This window comes from Methylophilus sp. DMC14 (genome assembly GCF_056314085.1).
This window is the reverse complement of record NZ_JBQUZA010000007.1, coordinates 101,058-119,934: the sequence shown is the minus strand read 5'-3', so window position 1 is coordinate 119,934 and position 18,877 is coordinate 101,058. Positions and strand designations below refer to the sequence as shown.

Genomic DNA, 18,877 nt, shown 5'->3' with positions numbered 1-18,877 from the left:
GTTTACTCCTCGTCTTGTTCAATACGCTGCAATATCTCAGCTAAGATTTCAGGAAAAAACGTACTGATATGCTGCAACTCAACTTCACTGACATTTTCATCGGCTTGCTGTTGATACAGAATGATCAGCAGCGATATGGTTTGCTTGCTCAATCATGATGGCACCCCCTTTCGTGCATAATCTATTCCCGCCCATTCCGTTCCATGCCATTTTGCTCATCCAGAAAAACCTTTAAGTCCTTCTCTAAACCACGCTCACCCATTTCATCCAGGAATAGCTTTTTAAACGCCTGAAACTGAGAATCCGGCAAAGCGGCCTGAGCTATGGTCAATACCCTATTCTTACGAGCATTGATTAATTGTTTGATTGGATGAAAGAGTCCGAAAACTACCATTCACCCAACCTCATTTCATTTGCTCTACGGTCAACATCCTGTTGCCATGTGAGCGGGTCATGAATTTCAGAGACAATATTGAATAAATGCTGAAATGCTTCATCCATGTATGACTTCTGATTACCCGAATACAAGACATCAATTGCAGCCACTCTTTTAAGGTAGCCATAAACGCTTAAAGCAATTCTGGTTAGTCGTTCGTCATACAAATCTAGTTGTTTATGATCTCGCTTAACGCCCAAGCCATTCATGCTGTCGATTTGGTTTAGCAAATCTAACCAGAGCGGATGCAACTCCCACCGAGAGCGGTTAGTGTCATCACTTTTCGCTCTCAATGTCGTGTGATTGGTCGAAAGTAGGCGTATAAGGTCAGCCTGACGTTCATCAAGTGATTGCATTGATGAAATGCCTAGTTTACGGAGTTGGTCTTTTCGGACTTGCCATTCAATACGCCAAACATCCTGATCAATTCCCCAGAGATTAAAAAGCCAACTTTTTTGACTTTTCTCATTGATCTCATCGACCTTGTTGTAAACCCTTAAAACGACATTCTCAGTACCAAATTTAAAAGTCTGGACTTTGCCATCTTTTCGATACTGACTATCTTTCGTTGAGCGGGATACAAAACTATCCTCATCAAAATCAATTACTGGCAAGTGATAGTCAAAGGCGTAATCAACCCTAGACAATCTCTCAGGTTGAGCTTGAGTCATGCCAACAGATGCAGCCCAGTTTAGAAAACGTTGATGCAAACTGATTAAGTCGCTGTGCCAAAGCGCAATGCTGCGAAACTTAACGAAAAAGTTGGGGCGATTAAACTCTCCAAACTGAATGATGAAAACATCATTTTCAATTAAGAATGGGTATCCACTAGACGTGCCATGAGATGCCAGCAAAAACTCTTCTGAACCTAGTTTGATTGGTTTGGGCTTATTAACTCTAGCTTTGACCAGAGCTTCTTTTTGTGAAGCCAACTCTACGAAGTCAAGTTTCCCTTCTAGTGATGGGATCAGGTAATACGCGCACTCGACGGTATCAAAGCCTGAGATCAATAGTTTGGCTGACATATCAGACTTAATCCAACTTGCCGGACGTTTCAGACAGGGTTTTGTCAGCTAACTTAATTTGGGCTTCTGTAAGAGCGTGAATTTTTTGCACCATCTCTGGAGATAGTTCCTTGTACATCGCATCAACTCCAACCTCAATGATTTGGTTGATCATCGATGAAACGCTGCAATCAGCAATCTTCGCCATGTTTTCGATTAAAGCAAAATAGTAAAGTGGAAAGCGATGGCTCCGCTGAACGGTTGCTCCTCGAAAACTTGAGCCAGCCTTACCGCTGAGGATGGATGCTAATTGTTTAGCCTTTGATATATCGTCTGAATATTTTGTCATATAGCCGCCAAAAATAAATGTAACTCAATTGGGTTACAAATATAACCCATAAATACCTAAAGTCAATGTATTTTTTTATTAAGGGGTTTTAGATTATGATTGGAATGTATTTATAGCCCCCCGTGTTACATAAACGGGGTTAAAAAAATCTAAAAGAGGAAGTCACATAATGTCCCAAATAATCGAACATAGTTCAGGCGAGGAAAACATAGAAAGAATAAGTATTGGTGAAAATTTACCTAGTGTTTCAATAAAAGAATATCAAGCAATCTACCACCAAATAACAGGTCGTACCGAAAACATCAGAAAACGATACAGAGAGTTACTGCTCATAGACTTCAATGAGATAAAACAACTCCATATCAAAATAAATCAGTTACAAGACGTTCACAAAATCGCTGCTTATAACTTAACTGTAAGCGTATTTCACTCAAAGGAAAGAAAAGAGCAATTCACTTCATTTGAGAGATTCGAGACATATAACACTAACAATACCAAGCCAACTTTGCGAGTTGTTCTTAAATACAACTTTTCGATACTTCCAGCGGGAATAGACAAAGCACAAGAATACTCTTTAACCATTGGTTTGAATTCAAAAATTGCCCTATTAAAAGAAACGGAAGAGGAAGAACCACCCTTCATGAAGGGACGTTTTATAAGAATGTTCCCTGAACCAATAGCCGAAATAACAGTTGAATATGTGGACTATGTTATAGCACGTGGCTTTCTCGAATCTTTTGATGAATGGGTTCAGGGTTGCAAGCGGACCAAACCCAATAAATGGATAACAAAAGTACAGGAGTACTCATTCACCATTCCTATTACTTTGTTTTTATTTAGCATCTCTCTAATGACGTATCTAGCATTAAAAGCTATTCCAGACTACGTCAAAGATCTTCAGTCGATGCTACGAATGTTAATTATCTTTGTTAATGGCGGAATACTTGTTGTTTGGATGAATATTTTTATCGGAGCACGGCTAGAAAGATTCATAGATAATTACCCACACTTATCCTACGTGAACATGAATCGAGGCGATCAAAATTTAATTGATGACTTCAATACTCAGCAAAAATCCAATGTCAGAGCTTTCATAATCTTTGTTGTAGTTAATATTCTTTTGAATATTGCCGCCACAAAACTCGAGCGATTAATTTAATATTCAAAATAAAACTTTAAACACCAGTTCTCATTTTTAGCTGTATTGGTGAGCCAAATAGAAAAAGGCCTTGCACAAATGCGAGGCCTTTTTGCTTTTCTGCAGCATTGCCTAGCGCTTCGCAATATCGGATCACCTTATCCTGATGCATTCTTTCGTCTCTCTTTGTTTATTTTGCAAACGCCTGATCATTGCTGTTTGCTTCCAAAGGCGTCTCTGCCCATATTAAACAATAATAGCCTAAGGGAGGATGAATCACTTGGGGCGTTGGTCGCTTGCTTGGTATGATGTGGTTTTTATATTTGTATAAATGTAATTGTGAACGTCTGTGCTGTTGTTTGTGCTTATGTGTTGCTGTTAACCAGCGCCCTTGTTTCGGAGGCTTCTGAAGAAGCGCTATTTCTTGAATCGGATGCTGCGCATAGTGACCGTGTGTTGAGAGTGCCTGAGCCTATGGTCTATGACCTGGTGCGACCGTTGGGGGTGAAGCAGGGCGATCTGGAGGTAAATGCGCTGGTGGATGTGAGTGCGGCGACTGGGGATGTCAGCTGGGCGCCTGAGCTTGAATATGGCCTGGCGGACGACATTGGGGTGGAGTTGGAATTGCCTATCGAGAATACGCGGCACGAACGCTATAAATTGGCCATTCAGCAGACGCTGCAGGTTTCCTCTGCGCGAGGCATGGCCACCGGTTGGCAGGCTTTTGTTGATATGCATAAACATAGTAAAACTGTTTCTGTCGATGCAACCTATATTGTCGCCAAACGATGGACTGAGCCATGGTCGTCGCTGAGTATGCTGGGACTGCGTGTACAGGATGTCAATCGGCGTGCCAGGGCTGGCTATTTGCTTAATCACTCGGTGTTTTATGATGCATCGACGCGCGTGACCTTGGGCATGGAAATAAATCAGGAAATCAGCCGCGGCGGTACTTGGCGTTACCGATTGACGCCACAAGTACATTTCGATGCGAGCGAGCGTTATACCTTGCAGATGGGTATGGCAGTCTCGACCTTGAACCCTGCGCAAAGCGCAGAAAAACTATGGAGTTTTAGGCTGATACGCTTGTTTTGAGCGCTACACTGATTTTGTGACAGGTGTTGCGATGCAAAAGCAAAAAGCGCCCGCAGGCGCTTTTTGGTGAGTCTATTTGGGACGATCTTGTTAAACCTTAAGTGCGTGCTCGATGCGGTCTAATGCTTCGCGTAAGTTTTCCATGCTGGTGGCAAACGAGATGCGGAAGTAGCCTTCTGCGCCAAACGCAGAGCCTGGGACCACGGCGACATTGTGCTCTTCAAGCAGGTATTCTGCCAGCGCCATATCGGTGGTTTCCTTGATTTTGCCAGCCTGGTGCAGGTTGGCAATGGCCTGGCGTGCATCCGGGAAGGCATAGAATGCGCCGCCTGCCATCAGGCAGCTCAAGCCTGGCATGGCGTTAAAACGATCCACCACATATTTGTGGCGTTCGCGGAAGGCGGCAACCATGGGCTTGATGCAGTCCTGAGAACTACTTAATGCTGCCTCGGCCGCATATTGCGAAATTGAGGTCGGGTTGCTGGTGGATTGGCTTTGCAGGATTTCCATCGCCTTGATGATGTAGGCCGGGCCTGCGGCATAACCGATACGCCAGCCGGTCATGGAGTAAGCTTTTGACACCCCATTGAGCACAATGCAGCGGTCTTTGAGGCCTGGTGCGGCATTGAGGATGTTGTGGAATTTTTCGCCGGTCAGGTTGACGTGTTCATACATGTCATCAGTTGCGACCAGCACATGTGGATGTTTGAGCAGCACCTCGCCCAGCGCCTTGAGCTCATCCAGGCTATAGACTGCGCCAGTTGGGTTGGAAGGTGAGTTAAACATCACCAGTTTGGTTTTGCTGTTGATCGCTGCTTCAAGTTGCGCGGGCAGCAGTTTAAAGCCTTGCTCAATCCCGCATTCGATAATCACCGGTTTTGCCTCTGCGACCATGGCAATGTCGGCATAGCTGACCCAGTAGGGGGCAGGCACGATGACTTCGTCGCCTGGGTTTAACACCGCCAGACACAGGTTGAAAATGGTTTGTTTGCCGCCGACGCCAACAATCACTTCATTGGCTGCGTAATCAAAGCCATTTTCGTTCTTGAATTTGTTGACGATGGCTTTTTTGAGGGCGGGAATCCCGCTCACAGGGGTGTATTTGGTGTAACCGGCGTCAATCGCTGCCTTGGCTGCATCTTTAATATGTTGTGGCGTGTCAAAATCTGGTTCGCCTGCCGCCAGACCAATGATAGGACGTCCTTCAGACTTGTATTTGGCCGCTTTGGCTGTAATGGCCAAGGTGGGCGATTCTTTAATGGATAACACGCGTGCGGACAGCACGTTGGCAGCAGCTTGGTTCAAGATCACTTCCTTGTTGGGTCGTATGCTTAATAAGCAGGCTGCATATGCAGCCTGCAAAAAAATGAAAAACGCAATATTTTACGCAAAAACAAGCGGATAGGGAAGTGAAAGGCGCGCAAAAAGCGCGCCAGGTGTTTTAAGCTGGTCGCCCCGGGCGGGGCGGTGAGGCGAAAATGATGACAGGAAGATTTAACATTGTTTGCCGCAGCCGAGATAAGCCTGGTAGACAGGCACCAGGGTAGGATCTATTTGTTGCAGCTGGCTCTCAATCTCATGCACGGTGTGCTGGTCTCCCAGTTTCTGGGCCATTTCACCACGTCTAAACCAGGCCTCAACAAACTGTTTGTCCAGTTTGACGGCTTGGCTAAAGGCGGAGGCGGCGACATCAAAGTGCTTGAGTGACATTTCTGCCAGCCCCAGACTAAACCAGGCATCTGGGCTACTTGTTTCTTGTTGAGTCCAAAGTTGGCTGACTTGTGCCAGTGCGGGCCAATCTTGACGGGATTCGGGCACGGCAGCACGCATATAGTAGGGTTTTTTGTCTTCGTCTTCCTCCCACAATGCTTTGCCTGACACTGGAAAGACGTTACTGTCAGGCATTTTCTCCAGGGTCTCCAGCCACTCGACGGGTAATGCAAAGTGAATGCTGCCACCATTGCCTGCGGTTTTAAAGGTATTGATGCCTACCAGTTTGCCATCCATGTCAAACAAGCCGCTGCCGCTGGCCCCCATGAGGAACTTGGCGCTGCTGCGGATCATATTGCCGGCAGGCGTGGGATACAAGCCCTGAATTTCACCAATAGAGGTGATCGGCGCAGGCACACCATTTGAGTGTCCAATCGCGGTGATTTCCTGGCCACGACTCAAGGCCAGGCTGTTGCCGCGCGGGACTGGCTTGAAGGGCATATTGCTAGTGGTCACCAGACACAAATCATGCCAGGCATCTGCGCGTACGCTGGTGATTGGGTAGCTGTCTTCGCCACGGGAGACCCAGGGCTGTTTGGTTGCGCGCAAGACATGGCAATTGGTGACCACTGAATTGTCGCTGACGACCACGCCGGAACCATAGGCCATGCCACCTTCCTGATTGTAGCCGCGTATCATGACCACGCCAAAGTAAGCTTCCATCAGGGCTTGCTGATTGTAGGCTTGCGCCGCTGGTGTACCGAGTGCCAAAATGGCTATTAAAAGGAATTTCACGCGACCCCCAAAAGAATATGATTCATTGTGGTTTAACTGACTGGTGCTTGCGATAAAAGTTCAGGCGCAAAGTAGTTGATAAAATTGTAAATCATATGCCTGCCTGCGCAAAAGCAGTTAAAATAGAACGTATATTATTTATCCCATGCACAGACTGTTGTTGTGATCGTTACTTTCCCCGGTAGTAAATATGAATTACACCAGCCCTTTCCACCGGCTGGGGATCAACCACAGGCAATTGAAAAATTGACGCAGGGGATTCATGACGGCCTCAAGTTTCAAACCTTGCTGGGGGTGACAGGCTCTGGCAAGACCTACACCATGGCGAACGTGATTGCACGTACCGGCAAACCGGCGATTGTCATGGCACCGAATAAAACCTTGGCGGCACAGCTTTATAGCGAGTTCCGCGAGTTTTTTCCCAATAATGCCGTCGAGTATTTCGTCAGCTATTACGATTATTACCAACCTGAAGCCTACGTGCCTTCGCGCGACTTGTTTATCGAAAAAGACTCCAGCATCAACGAACATATTGAGCAGATGCGTTTGTCAGCGACCAAAGCCTTGCTCGAGCGCGAAGATGCCGTGATTGTGGCTACTGTTTCGGCCATTTACGGTATTGGTGATCCAGGCGAATACCATGGCATGGTGTTGCATATTCATCAGGGCAAAAAGATTGCACAAAAAGACATTGTTGCGCACCTGATTGCCATGCAGTATGACCGCAACGACTTTGACTTTAGCCGGGGCTGCTTCCGTGTCCGGGGCGACATTATTGACGTGTTTCCTTCAGAGAACAGTGAAACGGCGGTCAGAATCAATCTGTTTGATGACGAGATTGATACCATTCAGTTGTTTGATCCGCTGACAGGCCAGATTTTTAACAAGATACACAATTTCCGTATTTTCCCGTCCAGCCATTATGTGACCGCGCGTGAAGCGACGGTACGCGCCATGGAGACCATCAAGGAAGAACTGCGTCAGCGCGTCAGTTTTTTCCTGAGTGAAAACAAGCTGGTAGAAGCGCAGCGCATTGAGCAACGCACGCGTTTTGACCTCGAAATGCTTAACGAAATCGGCTTTTGCAAAGGCATTGAAAATTACAGCCGTCATTTGACGGGCCGCAACCCCGGCGACCCGCCGCCGACCTTGATTGATTACCTGCCCGCTGAAGCGCTGATGATCATAGACGAGAGTCATGTGACCGTGCCGCAAATTGGCGGTATGTATCTGGGCGATCGCTCACGCAAGGCTAACCTGGTGGATTACGGCTGGCGCCTGCCCTCGGCTATGGATAATCGTCCGCTCAAGTTTGAAGAGTTTGAGCGTATTATGCGGCAATGCGTATTTGTCTCGGCCACCCCTGCCAATTACGAAAAAGAGCATCAGCAGCAAGTGGTGGAAATGATTGCTCGGCCAACCGGACTGGTAGACCCTGAAATTACCGTCAAACCTGCCGATACTCAGGTAGATGATCTGCTCGGCGAGATCAAACGCTGTGTCGCCGTGGGCGAACGCGTGCTAGCAACAACCCTGACCAAGCGCATGGCTGAAGACCTGACGGATTATCTGAGCGAACATGGCGTCAAGGTCCGCTATTTGCATAGCGATATTGATACGGTGGAACGCGTGGAGATCATCCGTGACTTGCGCCTGGGTGAGTTTGATGTGCTGGTCGGCATTAACCTGCTGCGTGAGGGCCTGGACATCCCCGAGGTGTCGCTGGTGGCTGTGCTGGATGCCGATAAAGAGGGCTTTTTGCGCTCTGAGCGTTCATTGATTCAAACAGCGGGCCGTGCGGCGCGTAATTTGAATGGGCGCGTCATTTTTTATGCCAATAGCATCACACGCAGCATGAAGCTGGCGATGGATGAAGGGGACCGTCGCCGCAAGATTCAATTGGCGTTTAACGCCGAGCATGGCATTACGCCCAAAGGCGTCACCAAGCGCATTAAAGACATCATTGATGGCGTCTATGACAAGGATGAGGCACAGCGTGAACGCAAGGCTGCGCAGGAACAGGCCAGCTATGAAAGCATGAGCGAAAAAATGCTGACTAAGGAAATCAAGCGCATTGAAAAAGCCATGCACGACGCGGCCAAAAACCTTGAGTTTGAAAAAGCGGCCCAATTCAGAGATCAACTCAAAAAACTCAAGTTACAGGCCTTTGGTGCCGAAGTAGAAGATTTGAAATGAGCATAGTAAACACCTGTATTGGATCAATCGCTGCCGTGTGCACCACGTTAGCCTTTATCCCACAAGTTTTGCAATCATGGCGTACCAGGGATTTAAGCGGCATCTCGTTGCCGATGTACACCATTTTCACTTCTGGCGTGGTGTTATGGCTGATTTATGGTCTTTTGATCGGTGATTGGCCGGTGATTATCGCCAATGCGGTAACGGCATTGCTGGCAGGGATCGTTCTTTGCTTAAAGTTGAAATCTATATTAAAAATTTGAGTCACACCTTTATTTTTTGTTATAACTATTTTATTTATTGAGGATACGACCATGAAAAAAATTACAAAAGCAGTCTTCCCGGTGGCAGGGCTAGGGACCCGATTTTTGCCAGCGACCAAGGCTAGCCCTAAGGAAATGCTGCCTGTCGTCGATAAGCCGCTGATTCAATATGCAGCCGAAGAGGCGATTGCCGCTGGCGCAACCGAGTTAATTTTTATCACGGGTCGCAACAAACGTTCGATTGCTGACCACTTTGACAAGGCCTATGAACTGGAAGCCGAACTCGAGGCGGCCGGCAAGCAAAAATTGCTGGATATCGTGCACAGCATTCTGCCCAAAGGCGTCAGCTGCGTGTTTATCCGCCAGTCACAAGCATTGGGCCTGGGACATGCCGTGCTTTGCGCCAAGCCTGTGGTCGGGGATGAGCCATTTTCAGTCTTACTTGCGGACGATTTGCTGGTTGGTGATGTATCCATCACCAAGCAAATGGTAGACATGTATGAAGAGCAGCAATGCTCCATTTTGGGCATTGAAACGGTTTCACCGGAAGAAACCAGCAGCTATGGTGTGGTGGATGCCGTGGCAAAAACCGATGACTTGCTCGAAGTGAAAGGTATGGTAGAAAAACCAAAACCAGAAGAAGCGCCTTCCAACCTGGCCGTGGTCGGTCGTTATGTATTGAGCCCACGCATTTTTGAGTGCCTGGAGCACGTCAAGCCAGGCAAAGGCGGCGAAATTCAACTGACAGACGGTATTTCTGCCTTGATGCAGTACGAGAAAGTCATGGCGTACCGCTACAAGGGCAAACGCTATGATTGCGGCAGCAAACTCGGCTTTATGCAGGCCAACGTTGAGTTGGGTCTCAAACACCCCGAAATCGCCGACAGCTTCAGAGCGTATCTGAAAACCCTGAGCCTCTAACGCGCATGGTTGCACCGCAGGATCAACCGCCGTCGCACTGGCTGGCGCAATCGCAGGTGGTATTTACCGCAGAAGAGGTCAACGCCGCCATCGAGCGCGTTGCGTTACAGTTGCAGCAGCGCATGCAAGACCTTGCTAGCGAAAGCATCGTGTTGCTTTGCGTGATGCGTGGCGGCCTTTATCTGGCTGGTCAATTAATGGCGCGACTCAATCTGCCAGCACGAATAGACTACTTGCAGGCCAATCGCTATCACGGCACCGCTGGCCATGAAATTGTCTGGAGCAAGCAGCCCGAGTTAGACCTGCGTGACCAAACTGTGGTGATTGTGGACGATATTCTGGATGAGGGGATTACCTTGGCAGAAGTGGTGCGCTTTTGCCATGCGGCAGGTGCGCGCCACGTGCTCACCGCGGTGCTGACTGAAAAAGACAATGGCTTGCAAAAGCCATTGCAAGCCGATGTGGTCGGGTTGGTGGTGCCAAACCGCTACGTATTTGGCTGCGGCATGGACGTGTATGGCTGGTGGCGCAATTTGCCCGAGATTCGCGCTTTAATCTAGTCACTGCATGCATTGCACGCTGCTCTGCTCAATCCTGTTTTTTCTTAGAAAGCATCCTTCTTCTTAAATAGATTTGCTAACAGAGAGGCGCGTTGCCTTTCCGTTAGCAGTTTATCCGGCTGATGCTGTGGTGCGTGATCAATTTTTGCGCGGCGGGAAAATGCTTTTTTTCACCAAGGCATGTACGCCCCAGTTGCCATCCACCACCTGCGTAATGCCAAAGTCAACCGCAATCGACATCAGCGAGATCGCCTCGTCTTCACTCAATCCTTGCGTTGTCATCAAGAAATCACGCATTTTGCGGTAGGCATCGCGCAAGGCTAAGTCGACCGAAGATTTGGCAAAAATACTATTCTGTGCATCTGGACCCAGATCGGCCAGGTAGTTAGGGTAACTGAACCCATGCAACAGCCATTCATCTTGCGTTTCCAGCAGTGGATATTTCAGGCTTTCCAGTGCCGTGCCGGGCAGGCTGGCTTTTTTATGCAAAATCAGCTGAAAAGTGCCGGTCAGAGAACACTCGATGGCCGTGCCACACAGCTCGGAATCGCCTTGTGACGCATGCGGATCGCCGACCGAAAATAAGCCGCCTGACACCGATACCGGGTAGTAGAGCGTGGCGCCTTTACCAATGCGCCAGTTATCTATGTTGCCGCCGGTGTAGTTGGGAGGAATCGAGTTGACCATGTCAGCTTCACTTGGCGCGACCCCCATAGTACCGAAGTGCGGACGGATAGGGATACGGACGTTTTTCAGTACATTATGATTTTCTTTGATGGTTTTATGGTCGACCGGGACGCCTGGGTAGTCAATGATGGGGTGCACAATTCCGAATGGATCGGTTTGTGGCGTCCAGCGGAAGTTATACACTGCGGACGCATAGTTTCTTTCGCCGGTCGCATCGACTTCATAAATGGTGATCACTTCACGTTTTTTCGGCTCCTCTATCGTGTCACCGTAATGAAATCCCCACCAGGCGGCAGCATTACTGCCAAAGGCCTTGCCCTTGTACAAGGGGTTAGCGCTAGGTCTGGGAGTGACATCCACAATGCGGACTTCCAGAATATCACCCGGCTCAGCCCCCTTAACCGCAATCGGCCCGGTACAAATATGGACACCTAAGCCACCCCCTGCGCCCACTTTGGCATTCATGGCGCCTATCCCGCGCCGGTCTACCCCCTTGCGCTTACTATCCCAGTAAAACACACTTTCTGCGCCCGCATCGCCTCTCACCATCCGTTCGGCATCATCATTGGCATGGTGGGTCAGCGTTTCCAGGGTGACATAGTCCCCAGACTCGACCTCAATTAACGGTTTGAGGGATTTACTGAAAAATCCCCAATGGACCGTTTTGTCATTGGCAGGGACATAAAAATGATTGGCGCGGCCCGTACCGACCTTGGGGCTCTGAGCAAAGGCGTTTGACGACATGGTAATCCCCATCGCGCCAAGCGCGGCAGTGGTGCTGCCGACGGCAAAGGCATCTTTTAAAAAAGACCTCCTTGCCTCGTGAAACTCTTCTTTGATGTGTGCTTCATTACCTGGGGTAACGCCATGCTGACAACCGGGACTACAAGTATGCTCTGACATATTGAAAGACTCCACTGGGTTAAGAATGTGCAAGTGAGCTCGTTAACATGGCGCTGCTAGGCGTGATAGTCGTTGGCTCAAGGAACAAGGCTTGAGAGCGGCTGAATGATGGATAAGAGGTGTGCATGCCGCCTATGGGGGGCTGGCTGAATATGGGGAAGTGCGCTCTATGACCTGTTACTCTTTTGCGTTGACCACCGATCTCGCGGGCCTGAAGAAAAGAGAAACAGAAGGGCTGATCACCATTGCACGGTTTACTGCCAAGCTTGTTTGCTACTATGCTCGCACCGAAGTCATGGTTGATTAATACGTTAAACAACGTAGTCGAGCTTGATGCAGGATCAGGCAGTTATTGATGACAAGGGGCTGTAGGATCAGTCAGGACGGGGCTAGCGCGCTTGCTAGAACTGTTGCGACGAACAGACGAGATAAAACATGACGCTTTAAATATGCATATTGATCAATTATTTATCGTATATCAGTAAGTATCTCAAAACATGAGCACAGCCATGAAATTTGTTCTGTATACCAGCGTATTAAACCAAGAGCACTACGACGTATTGGTGGTGCCTGAGATCGTTAAAACTGCGCGCACTGCTAACAGCCTTGATGGAATTACCGGTGTATTACTGTTTGATGGCTTAAATTTCACGCAATATTTTGAAGGGGAAGCGGACAGTGTCGATGCGCTGCTAGCGAATATCCTGCGTGATCGGCGACACAAAAATATCGTGACAATCCTAAGCTAAGCGGTGATCTGCCAGGGAGGCTATATGGTGACTGGGGAATGGGCTATATTGATATCAGTGACAATCAATTTGATATGGCTGCATGTCTTGCTGCGGTTGATTTTTCTGTAGACAGCTTCAAGCAAAAAATGAGTCAACTGGATGTCGAGTAGTATGGTTGTTCTAAGCAAGTAGAATGAATGGGTGAACATTAAACAGGCGTGAATAAAATGTCATCGGAATCCAGCTACGGATTTCTCATGCCTGAGATGACTGGCGGAGAAGGGGGGATTCGAACCCCCGATACGCTTTCACGTATGCCTGATTTCGAGTCAGGTACATTCAACCAGCTCTGCCACTTCTCCGGGAGGTCTTGCGTAATCATTGCGACCAGCAAGCCTTGATAAGGGCGCTAGTCTACACTGTGGTGGCCTCGCGCTTCAACAAAAATATGCAAGCAGTGTTACGCAACGGCTGATTTAGTTCAGTGGTAGCACAATCTGCACGACCAGGCCGGTTTCAGGGGCTGTCTTGTTGTTCAATGCCATTTTTCCACCGTGTTTTTCAACAATCATTCGTGCAATGGCCAGGCCGAGGCCGGTGCCACCGGTCTGGCGGGAGCGGGAGTCCTCCAGGCGCCGGAACGGTTCCAGCACGCTGGTTAGGGCAGATTCAGGAATGCCTGGGCCATTGTCCGAGACGGTACAGATGACTTGTTTACCTTTGACTTGAATGGATAAGGCAGGCGTTTTTGCATAGGCAATGGTATTGTTGAGCAGGTTGGTGAGACAGCGTGTGAGCAAATGGGCTGAGCCCATGACGGTGATTGCCTGTTCGGGTAGTTTTTTTTGAATGGCTTGGCCTGCGTCTTCAAAGTCGTCGCAAACAGCCGTTGCCAGGGCGGTGAGATCCACTTTGTTTTTGTGGATGTTTTCACCGCAGAGGCGCGCAAAATCCAGTCCTTCCCGGACCATTTCCTGGGTGGCGGTCAGATCTTTGATCAGTCCCTGCTTGAGTTCTGGGTCTTTGACTTTTTCGAGGCGCAAGCGCAGACGGGTCAACGGTGTTTGCAGGTCATGCGCGATGGCCCCCAGAATAAAGCCACGCTCCTGAATATGCTTGAGGATGCTGCGTTGCATTTCATTAAAGGCTTTGGCGGCATGGCGGACCTCTGTCGAGCCTTTATTTTCTGGCAGCGGCGGGTGCTCGATATTATGGGCGAGCTGCAAGGCCGCATCGGCCAGTTTACGCAGTGGTCTGGTCGCCACGGAGGCTACGGTCCAAATGATCAGCAGTAAGCCGAGGAAGGCCAGTAAAATGGCTAACGGGTTGCGTTCGTGCGGTGGCGGTGGTCTATGGCCGCCATAGTGCAGAGTGATCAGTACCGGTGTCTGGTCTTCAAGGTGGGTATAAATGGCCAGGCATTGTCCATGGGGACGGGGAGGCGGTGAAAAACCCATCGTAGGCGGCGGGAGTGGCATGCGGCGTGGAGCACAATTACTGAGGGGCACCAGATCAATCATGTCTGCCACTTCTGGCACCAGCAAGGTATTCAAGTGCGCCAGTTCTGCGGGTAAGGCGGGCACCTGTGAAGGTTTGTTGGCGCCAATGGTGACGCGGCTGCCCATACGCTTAAACACATCTTGAATTTCGACGCGTTTTTCGGGGACGGTGGCTTCAAGTATGCGCACCATGCTCTCAATACGGTCAAAGGCAAATTGGTCGCGCATGCGAGATTCATTTTCTTTAAAGTCCCGCTGGCCCAGCATCCTGACCGTGGTGGCGGTCAATAGAATACCGATCACCGTGATCAGGAAAATACGAACCGACATGGTGCCTAGCCATTTTTTCATCATCTTGTGTATCCGGTCATTGAATGTCACACATCATTTAATGTAACGCACTTCGGCGGTGAGTAAATAGCCTTCGTTGCGTAGCGTTTTGATCATGGATGGATTCTTAGTATCCACTTCAAGTTTCTGTCTTAATCTACTGATTTGTAAGTCTATTGACCGGTCAAATGGACCCGCCTCTCGGCCATGCATTTCTTCCATGAGCTGATCACGGCTCAAGGTGCGGTTGGCATGCAGGAGCATGAAACGCAAGAACTTGAATTCGGCATTGGAGAGGGGAATCCGCGTATGCTGGCTGTCGACCAAGGTACGGTTTTGAATATCCAGAGTCCATTCGTTAAACTCAATGAAACGCAAAAGAGCGTGATCGGTCTGCCATTCGTGATCGGGTTTGCCTGCGCTCTCCAGCATCATGCGCGACCGTCTGACCACGCTACGGATACGCGACAGCAGTTCCAGCGGCTCAAACGGTTTGGCAACGTAGTCATCAGCCCCGGTTTCCAGGCCCATGATGGTATCCAGAGAGCTGGTTCTGGCTGTGAGCATGATGATGGGCAGGAGATGGTATTTGCCGGACTCGCGCAGTTCACGGCAGAGCTCAATACCACTCCGCTGCGGCATGTTGATGTCGAGGATAATGACATCAGGCATGCGCTGCTGCAACGCTTGCCACATTTGTGCATGATTGCTGGCTTGTTGTGTGCTGAGTTGATTATCCTGCAAAAAGTCGCACAATAAATCACGGATGGCATCGTCGTCATCTACGACAAGCACATGGGTATCAGGATGGCCGTCAGTCATAAAAGTGTCTCGGACTTGCAAGGGGAGTATTTGAGCACAAAAACCGGCCATTGGGGCCGGTGAGTCTGTGAAACGCGTTGAGATTATTCACGCACAGGTTTTTCGTGATGCGCGTCGGCATGATGCGGATGTTGCGGTAAGGCATTTTCATCAAATGCTTTTTTCTGCGCATCATTCAGCTGGGCATAAAATGTACGGATGGCTTTGGCACGTTCAGCCTGACGTGCGTCACGCGCTTTATCCCAGGCTTCCATTTTGTCCAGGCGTTGCAAGGTATTCAGTTTGCTTAACTCTGCAAAGTCCGGATGTTCCTTGTCTTGCGGTTTGATCTGTGCCTGATAGGTTTTCCAGGCATTTTCTTGTGCGCTAGTGAGTTGCAAAATGGTATGCAATTTTTCCTGATGCTGTTCAAAGTGCTCCAGGCGCTGTGCTTGCCAGTTGGCAGGGTCAAATTTGCCTTTACCGCAATCATGTCCATGCTCGGCAAAGGCAGTTCCGCACACCAACACCAAAAGCCCCGCGAATACCAGTTTGTTCAGTTTCATGATGGATCCTTTCAATCACCATTGCGAATTTGCAATGATGATATTAAAACACCCGATTGTATCGGGTGTTTGTCAGGGGTGGTCAGCTGTGTAACGGAATGTATCGTCAGTTTTTAGGCAATCCCCTGGCTAGCTAAATAGTCTTCATAGTTGCCGGTAAAGTCGACAATGCCATCCGCCTTGATTTCGATAATACGGGTGGCAATCGAGCTGACAAACTCACGGTCATGGCTGACAAAAAACAAGGTGCCCTTGTATTTGTCCAGTGCCGTATTCAGCGCTTCAATCGACTCCATGTCCATATGGTTAGTCGGTTCGTCCATCAGCAAAACATTGGTTTTCGCCAGCATCAGTTTGCCGTAAAGCATGCGGCCTTTTTCACCCCCGGACAGCACTTTGACTGATTTTTTAGTGGCTTCGGTCGGGAACAGCAAACGGCCCAGCATGCTGCGCACGGTGTTGTCATCATCGCCTTGCTGGCGTTGCTTGGTCATCCATTCAAACAAGTCTTCACCTTCTGCAAACTCGTATTCATGGTCTTGCGCAAAATAGCCCAGCTTGGCTTTTTCTGCCCATTTGACTTCGCCATGCTTGGGCTGCAAATCCCCGGCCAGGCACCGCAAAAAGGTGGTTTTACCAATGCCGTTTTCACCAATGATGGCGACTTTTTCACCTGCTTCGAAGATCAATTCCACGTTGTTAAACAAGGGTTTGTCAAAGCCATGGCCGAGTTTTTTGAGCTCGACGGCATTGCGGTGCAGCTTCTCTTTGTCGTCAAATTCAAAGCGAATAAACGGATACTGGCGGCTAGAGGGTTTAAACTCTTCGACCTTGATTTTATCAATCTGTTTGGCGCGGCTGGTTGCCTGCTTAGCTTTAGACGCATTCGCCGAAAAGCGACGGACAAAGTCCTGCAAGTCTGCAATCTGCTGTTTGGCCTTGGCATTGTCCTTGGCTTGCTGATTACGTGCGGCAATGCTGGCTTCCATGTAATCATCATAGTTACCTGGATAAGAGGTAATCTTGCCGTAATCCATATCGCAGGTATGGGTACAGACCTGGTTTAAAAAGTGGCGGTCGTGCGAAATAATGACCATGGTGCAGTCACGATTATTGACCACATCTTCCAGCCAGCGGATGGTGTTGATGTCCAGGTTGTTGGTCGGTTCGTCCAGCAATAACACATCCGGATTTGCAAACAGGGCTTGTACCAGCAGCACACGCAACTTCCAGCCTGGGGCTACGGCGCTCATCGGGCCATTATGTTGCTCCAGGGGAATGCCTACGCCTAACAGCAATTCGCCAGCACGTGCTTCGGCAGTATAGCCGTCATACTCTGCAAATACGCCTTCCAGTTCGGCGGCACGCATGTAGTCGTCCTCGGTGGCTTCGAGGTTGGCGTAAATCGCGTCACGCTCTTGCATGGCTTTCCACATTTGCTCGTGACCCATCATGACTACGTCCAGCACGCGCTGGTCTTCATAGGCAAATTGGTCCTGCTTCAAAAAAGCCATGCGTTCGTTCGGGTCCAGGCTGACGTTGCCACTGGTAGGCTCCAGCACCCCGGCCAGGATTTTCATAAACGTGGATTTACCACAGCCATTGGCGCCAATCAGACCATAACGGTTGCCATCACCAAATTTGACGGAAACATTTTCAAACAGTGGCTTGGAGCCAAACTGCATGGTGATATTGTTCGCAACTAACATGCAAGAACTCTCAATCAATAATTAAAAAGGTGCGCCTGCTTCAGGCATCGTAATATTGCTAAAAACGGTTATAAATGACGACTTCATCCATCGCCAATTGGCCGCCACGTGGCTTGGCTGCTTCGAGGGCTTTCCCTACCACGACAAACATCACGGGGACATGATCTTCAGGCAAGTTGATTAATTTGGACACAGCCTCAAAATCAAAACCATCCATCGGGCAGGTGTCATAGCCCATTTCTTTGGCGGCCAGCATCAAGGTCATGGCTGCCATGCCGCAAGAACGCATGCCTTCATCGCGTTGTGCCAGAGGTTGATCAGTGTAATAGCCATGAATGGCCTTGACCAGGTAGTCACTGACCGGCTGTGGCGCGTTGACCCAGTAGCGGGCAGGGTCTTTTTCCCAGGCCTTTAAATCCGCAGTCAGGATAATCAGCAATGAGGCATCGGTGACTTGTGCCTGGTTCCAGCTCACTGCGCGGATCTGATGACGCAAGACCGGGTCAGTCACGACCACAAAACGCCAGTGCTGGATGTTAAAAGCGGTCGGGGAGAGCATGGCCAGCGACAAGAGTTGCTGGATTTCTGCCTCTGTCATGCGGTGTGCAGAGTCATAGGCTTTGATAGAGCGGCGTTGTTCAATTGCTTGGGAAACGTTCATCGTGTTTTCAGTATTTAATGTCTAAAATATCCAGTGACAAGGGACCCGCAGGCCGTTGCCAGACCGTGGTGTCACCGACTTTACGGCCTAGCAGGGCTTTGGCCACGGGCGAAACATAGCTGACTTTGTGCTGCGCAATGTCTGCCTCGTCTTCTCCAACAATCTGGTAAGCCTGTTGCGCCCCCTGCTCGTCTTCTACGGTCACGGTCGCGCCGAAGAGCACCGTATGTTGTGGCTGTTGGCCAGGATCCACCAGTTGTGCGGTTTCCAGCCGTGCGACAAAGTAGCGCAGGTCGCGGTCTATCTCGGCCAGCTTCTGTTGCGCGTTGGGATCTTCCTTGCGCGCACTAAAGTGCAAGCGGTCAGCTTCCAGCGCTTTCACTGCCTGCTGCAATTGTTGCAAGCCTGCAGGCGTGACGTAATTGACATGCGCACTGATGGGGCGTTCCGGTAAATCGGTGCCCGCCAGTTCCAGATCGTCTTCTTTGACAAAGCCCCGGCTCATAGGTGAGGTGTGGATGCC

The 18,877-nt window shown here is 49.3% G+C and carries 21 protein-coding genes and 1 tRNA gene; 8 read left to right on the top strand and 14 right to left on the bottom strand.

All coding sequences use genetic code 11. The features are described 5' to 3' along the window. Window positions 1–2: 2 nt before the first annotated feature. From ACT53C_RS13195 to ACT53C_RS13180, 4 genes are read right to left on the bottom strand one after another with little or no spacing between them, the layout of a single operon-like run. Window positions 3–152 (bottom strand): hypothetical protein, encoded by a 150-nt coding sequence (locus ACT53C_RS13195; RefSeq protein ID WP_476146722.1) that lies wholly within the window; start codon window positions 150–152, stop codon window positions 3–5. 29 nt (window positions 153–181) lie between these two features. Further along, window positions 182–394, bottom strand: a complete 213-nt coding sequence (locus ACT53C_RS13190; RefSeq protein ID WP_476146720.1) for a hypothetical protein — start codon at window positions 392–394, stop codon at window positions 182–184. Continuing rightward, window positions 388–1,461, bottom strand: a complete 1,074-nt coding sequence (locus ACT53C_RS13185) for a hypothetical protein (protein ID WP_476146718.1) — start codon at window positions 1,459–1,461, stop codon at window positions 388–390. The genes ACT53C_RS13190 and ACT53C_RS13185 overlap by 7 nt, the downstream gene beginning before the upstream one ends. A 7-nt stretch (window positions 1,462–1,468) precedes the next feature. Next, the gene (locus ACT53C_RS13180) at window positions 1,469–1,789 is read right to left on the bottom strand and encodes a hypothetical protein (RefSeq protein ID WP_476146716.1); all 321 of its coding nucleotides are present in this window, start codon (window positions 1,787–1,789) and stop codon (window positions 1,469–1,471) included. Between the two features lie 169 nt (window positions 1,790–1,958). On the opposite strand from ACT53C_RS13180, the gene ACT53C_RS13175 reads away from it, so the two are divergent. Together ACT53C_RS13175 and ACT53C_RS13170 are read left to right on the top strand one after the other, a co-directional pair. Then, the gene (locus ACT53C_RS13175; protein WP_476146714.1) at window positions 1,959–2,948 is read left to right on the top strand and encodes a hypothetical protein; all 990 of its coding nucleotides are present in this window, start codon (window positions 1,959–1,961) and stop codon (window positions 2,946–2,948) included. Window positions 2,949–3,266: 318 nt separating this feature from the next. Continuing rightward, window positions 3,267–4,022, top strand: coding sequence for a hypothetical protein (locus tag ACT53C_RS13170; RefSeq protein ID WP_368667912.1), 756 nt, complete (start codon window positions 3,267–3,269; stop codon window positions 4,020–4,022). A gap of 90 nt (window positions 4,023–4,112) precedes the next feature. On the opposite strand, the gene ACT53C_RS13165 is transcribed toward ACT53C_RS13170, so the two are convergent. Further along, a complete protein-coding gene (locus tag ACT53C_RS13165; protein ID WP_476146712.1) occupies window positions 4,113–5,327 on the bottom strand; it encodes a pyridoxal phosphate-dependent aminotransferase in 1,215 nt (404 codons plus the stop codon). A 189-nt stretch (window positions 5,328–5,516) separates the two neighbouring features. Next, complete coding sequence (locus tag ACT53C_RS13160; protein WP_476146710.1) at window positions 5,517–6,527, bottom strand: trypsin-like peptidase domain-containing protein; 1,011 nt, start codon at window positions 6,525–6,527, stop codon at window positions 5,517–5,519. A gap of 162 nt (window positions 6,528–6,689) precedes the next feature. Between ACT53C_RS13160 and uvrB the strand changes: the two genes are divergently transcribed. From uvrB to ACT53C_RS13140, 4 genes are read left to right on the top strand one after another with little or no spacing between them, the layout of a single operon-like run. Next, window positions 6,690–8,723 carry an excinuclease ABC subunit UvrB gene (uvrB, locus tag ACT53C_RS13155; protein WP_194747899.1) on the top strand — a complete coding sequence of 678 codons (2,034 nt, stop codon included), beginning with the start codon at window positions 6,690–6,692 and terminating at the stop codon, window positions 8,721–8,723. Next, window positions 8,720–8,986 carry a SemiSWEET transporter gene (locus tag ACT53C_RS13150; RefSeq protein WP_476146708.1) on the top strand — a complete coding sequence of 89 codons (267 nt, stop codon included), beginning with the start codon at window positions 8,720–8,722 and terminating at the stop codon, window positions 8,984–8,986. Before uvrB ends, ACT53C_RS13150 begins: the two co-directional genes overlap by 4 nt. 51 nt (window positions 8,987–9,037) lie before the next feature. Next, entirely contained in the window at window positions 9,038–9,907 is an 870-nt protein-coding gene (galU, locus tag ACT53C_RS13145; RefSeq protein WP_476146706.1) for a UTP--glucose-1-phosphate uridylyltransferase GalU, read from the top strand. Window positions 9,908–9,912: 5 nt separating this feature from the next. Beyond that, window positions 9,913–10,467, top strand: a complete 555-nt coding sequence (locus ACT53C_RS13140; RefSeq protein ID WP_476146704.1) for a hypoxanthine-guanine phosphoribosyltransferase — start codon at window positions 9,913–9,915, stop codon at window positions 10,465–10,467. A gap of 138 nt (window positions 10,468–10,605) precedes the next feature. Here the strand turns inward: ACT53C_RS13140 and ACT53C_RS13135 are convergent, their stop codons facing one another. After that, window positions 10,606–12,057: an acetamidase/formamidase family protein gene (locus ACT53C_RS13135; protein ID WP_338654453.1), complete on the bottom strand. Its 1,452-nt coding sequence runs from the start codon at window positions 12,055–12,057 to the stop codon at window positions 10,606–10,608. 121 nt (window positions 12,058–12,178) lie between these two features. Here ACT53C_RS13135 and ACT53C_RS13130 point away from each other — a divergent pair, with 121 nt between their 5' ends. After that, on the top strand, window positions 12,179–12,364 hold the full coding sequence (locus tag ACT53C_RS13130; protein ID WP_476146702.1) for a hypothetical protein: 186 nt from the start codon (window positions 12,179–12,181) through the stop codon (window positions 12,362–12,364). A 202-nt stretch (window positions 12,365–12,566) separates the two neighbouring features. After that, a complete protein-coding gene (locus tag ACT53C_RS13125; protein WP_476146700.1) occupies window positions 12,567–12,806 on the top strand; it encodes a BLUF domain-containing protein in 240 nt (79 codons plus the stop codon). A 253-nt stretch (window positions 12,807–13,059) separates the two neighbouring features. Here ACT53C_RS13125 and ACT53C_RS13120 read toward each other — a convergent pair. The 7 genes from ACT53C_RS13120 to ACT53C_RS13090 all read right to left on the bottom strand — a co-directional run bounded on the left by ACT53C_RS13120 (window position 13,060) and on the right by ACT53C_RS13090 (window position 18,859). After that, a tRNA-Ser gene (locus ACT53C_RS13120) sits at window positions 13,060–13,150 on the bottom strand. 114 nt (window positions 13,151–13,264) lie between these two features. Beyond that, window positions 13,265–14,641, bottom strand: coding sequence for an ATP-binding protein (locus tag ACT53C_RS13115; protein WP_476146698.1), 1,377 nt, complete (start codon window positions 14,639–14,641; stop codon window positions 13,265–13,267). A 30-nt stretch (window positions 14,642–14,671) separates the two neighbouring features. After that, window positions 14,672–15,439: a response regulator gene (locus ACT53C_RS13110; protein WP_194747880.1), complete on the bottom strand. Its 768-nt coding sequence runs from the start codon at window positions 15,437–15,439 to the stop codon at window positions 14,672–14,674. An 83-nt stretch (window positions 15,440–15,522) separates the two neighbouring features. Then, window positions 15,523–15,984, bottom strand: a complete 462-nt coding sequence (locus ACT53C_RS13105; RefSeq protein ID WP_476146696.1) for a Spy/CpxP family protein refolding chaperone — start codon at window positions 15,982–15,984, stop codon at window positions 15,523–15,525. Window positions 15,985–16,097: 113 nt separating this feature from the next. Further along, window positions 16,098–17,693 (bottom strand): ABC-F family ATPase, encoded by a 1,596-nt coding sequence (locus ACT53C_RS13100; RefSeq protein WP_275355546.1) that lies wholly within the window; start codon window positions 17,691–17,693, stop codon window positions 16,098–16,100. 58 nt (window positions 17,694–17,751) lie between these two features. Further along, window positions 17,752–18,354 carry a nitroreductase family protein gene (locus ACT53C_RS13095; protein ID WP_476146694.1) on the bottom strand — a complete coding sequence of 201 codons (603 nt, stop codon included), beginning with the start codon at window positions 18,352–18,354 and terminating at the stop codon, window positions 17,752–17,754. A 7-nt stretch (window positions 18,355–18,361) separates the two neighbouring features. Further along, a complete protein-coding gene (locus ACT53C_RS13090) occupies window positions 18,362–18,859 on the bottom strand; it encodes a GreA/GreB family elongation factor (protein WP_476146692.1) in 498 nt (165 codons plus the stop codon). Window positions 18,860–18,877: the final 18 nt, after the last annotated feature.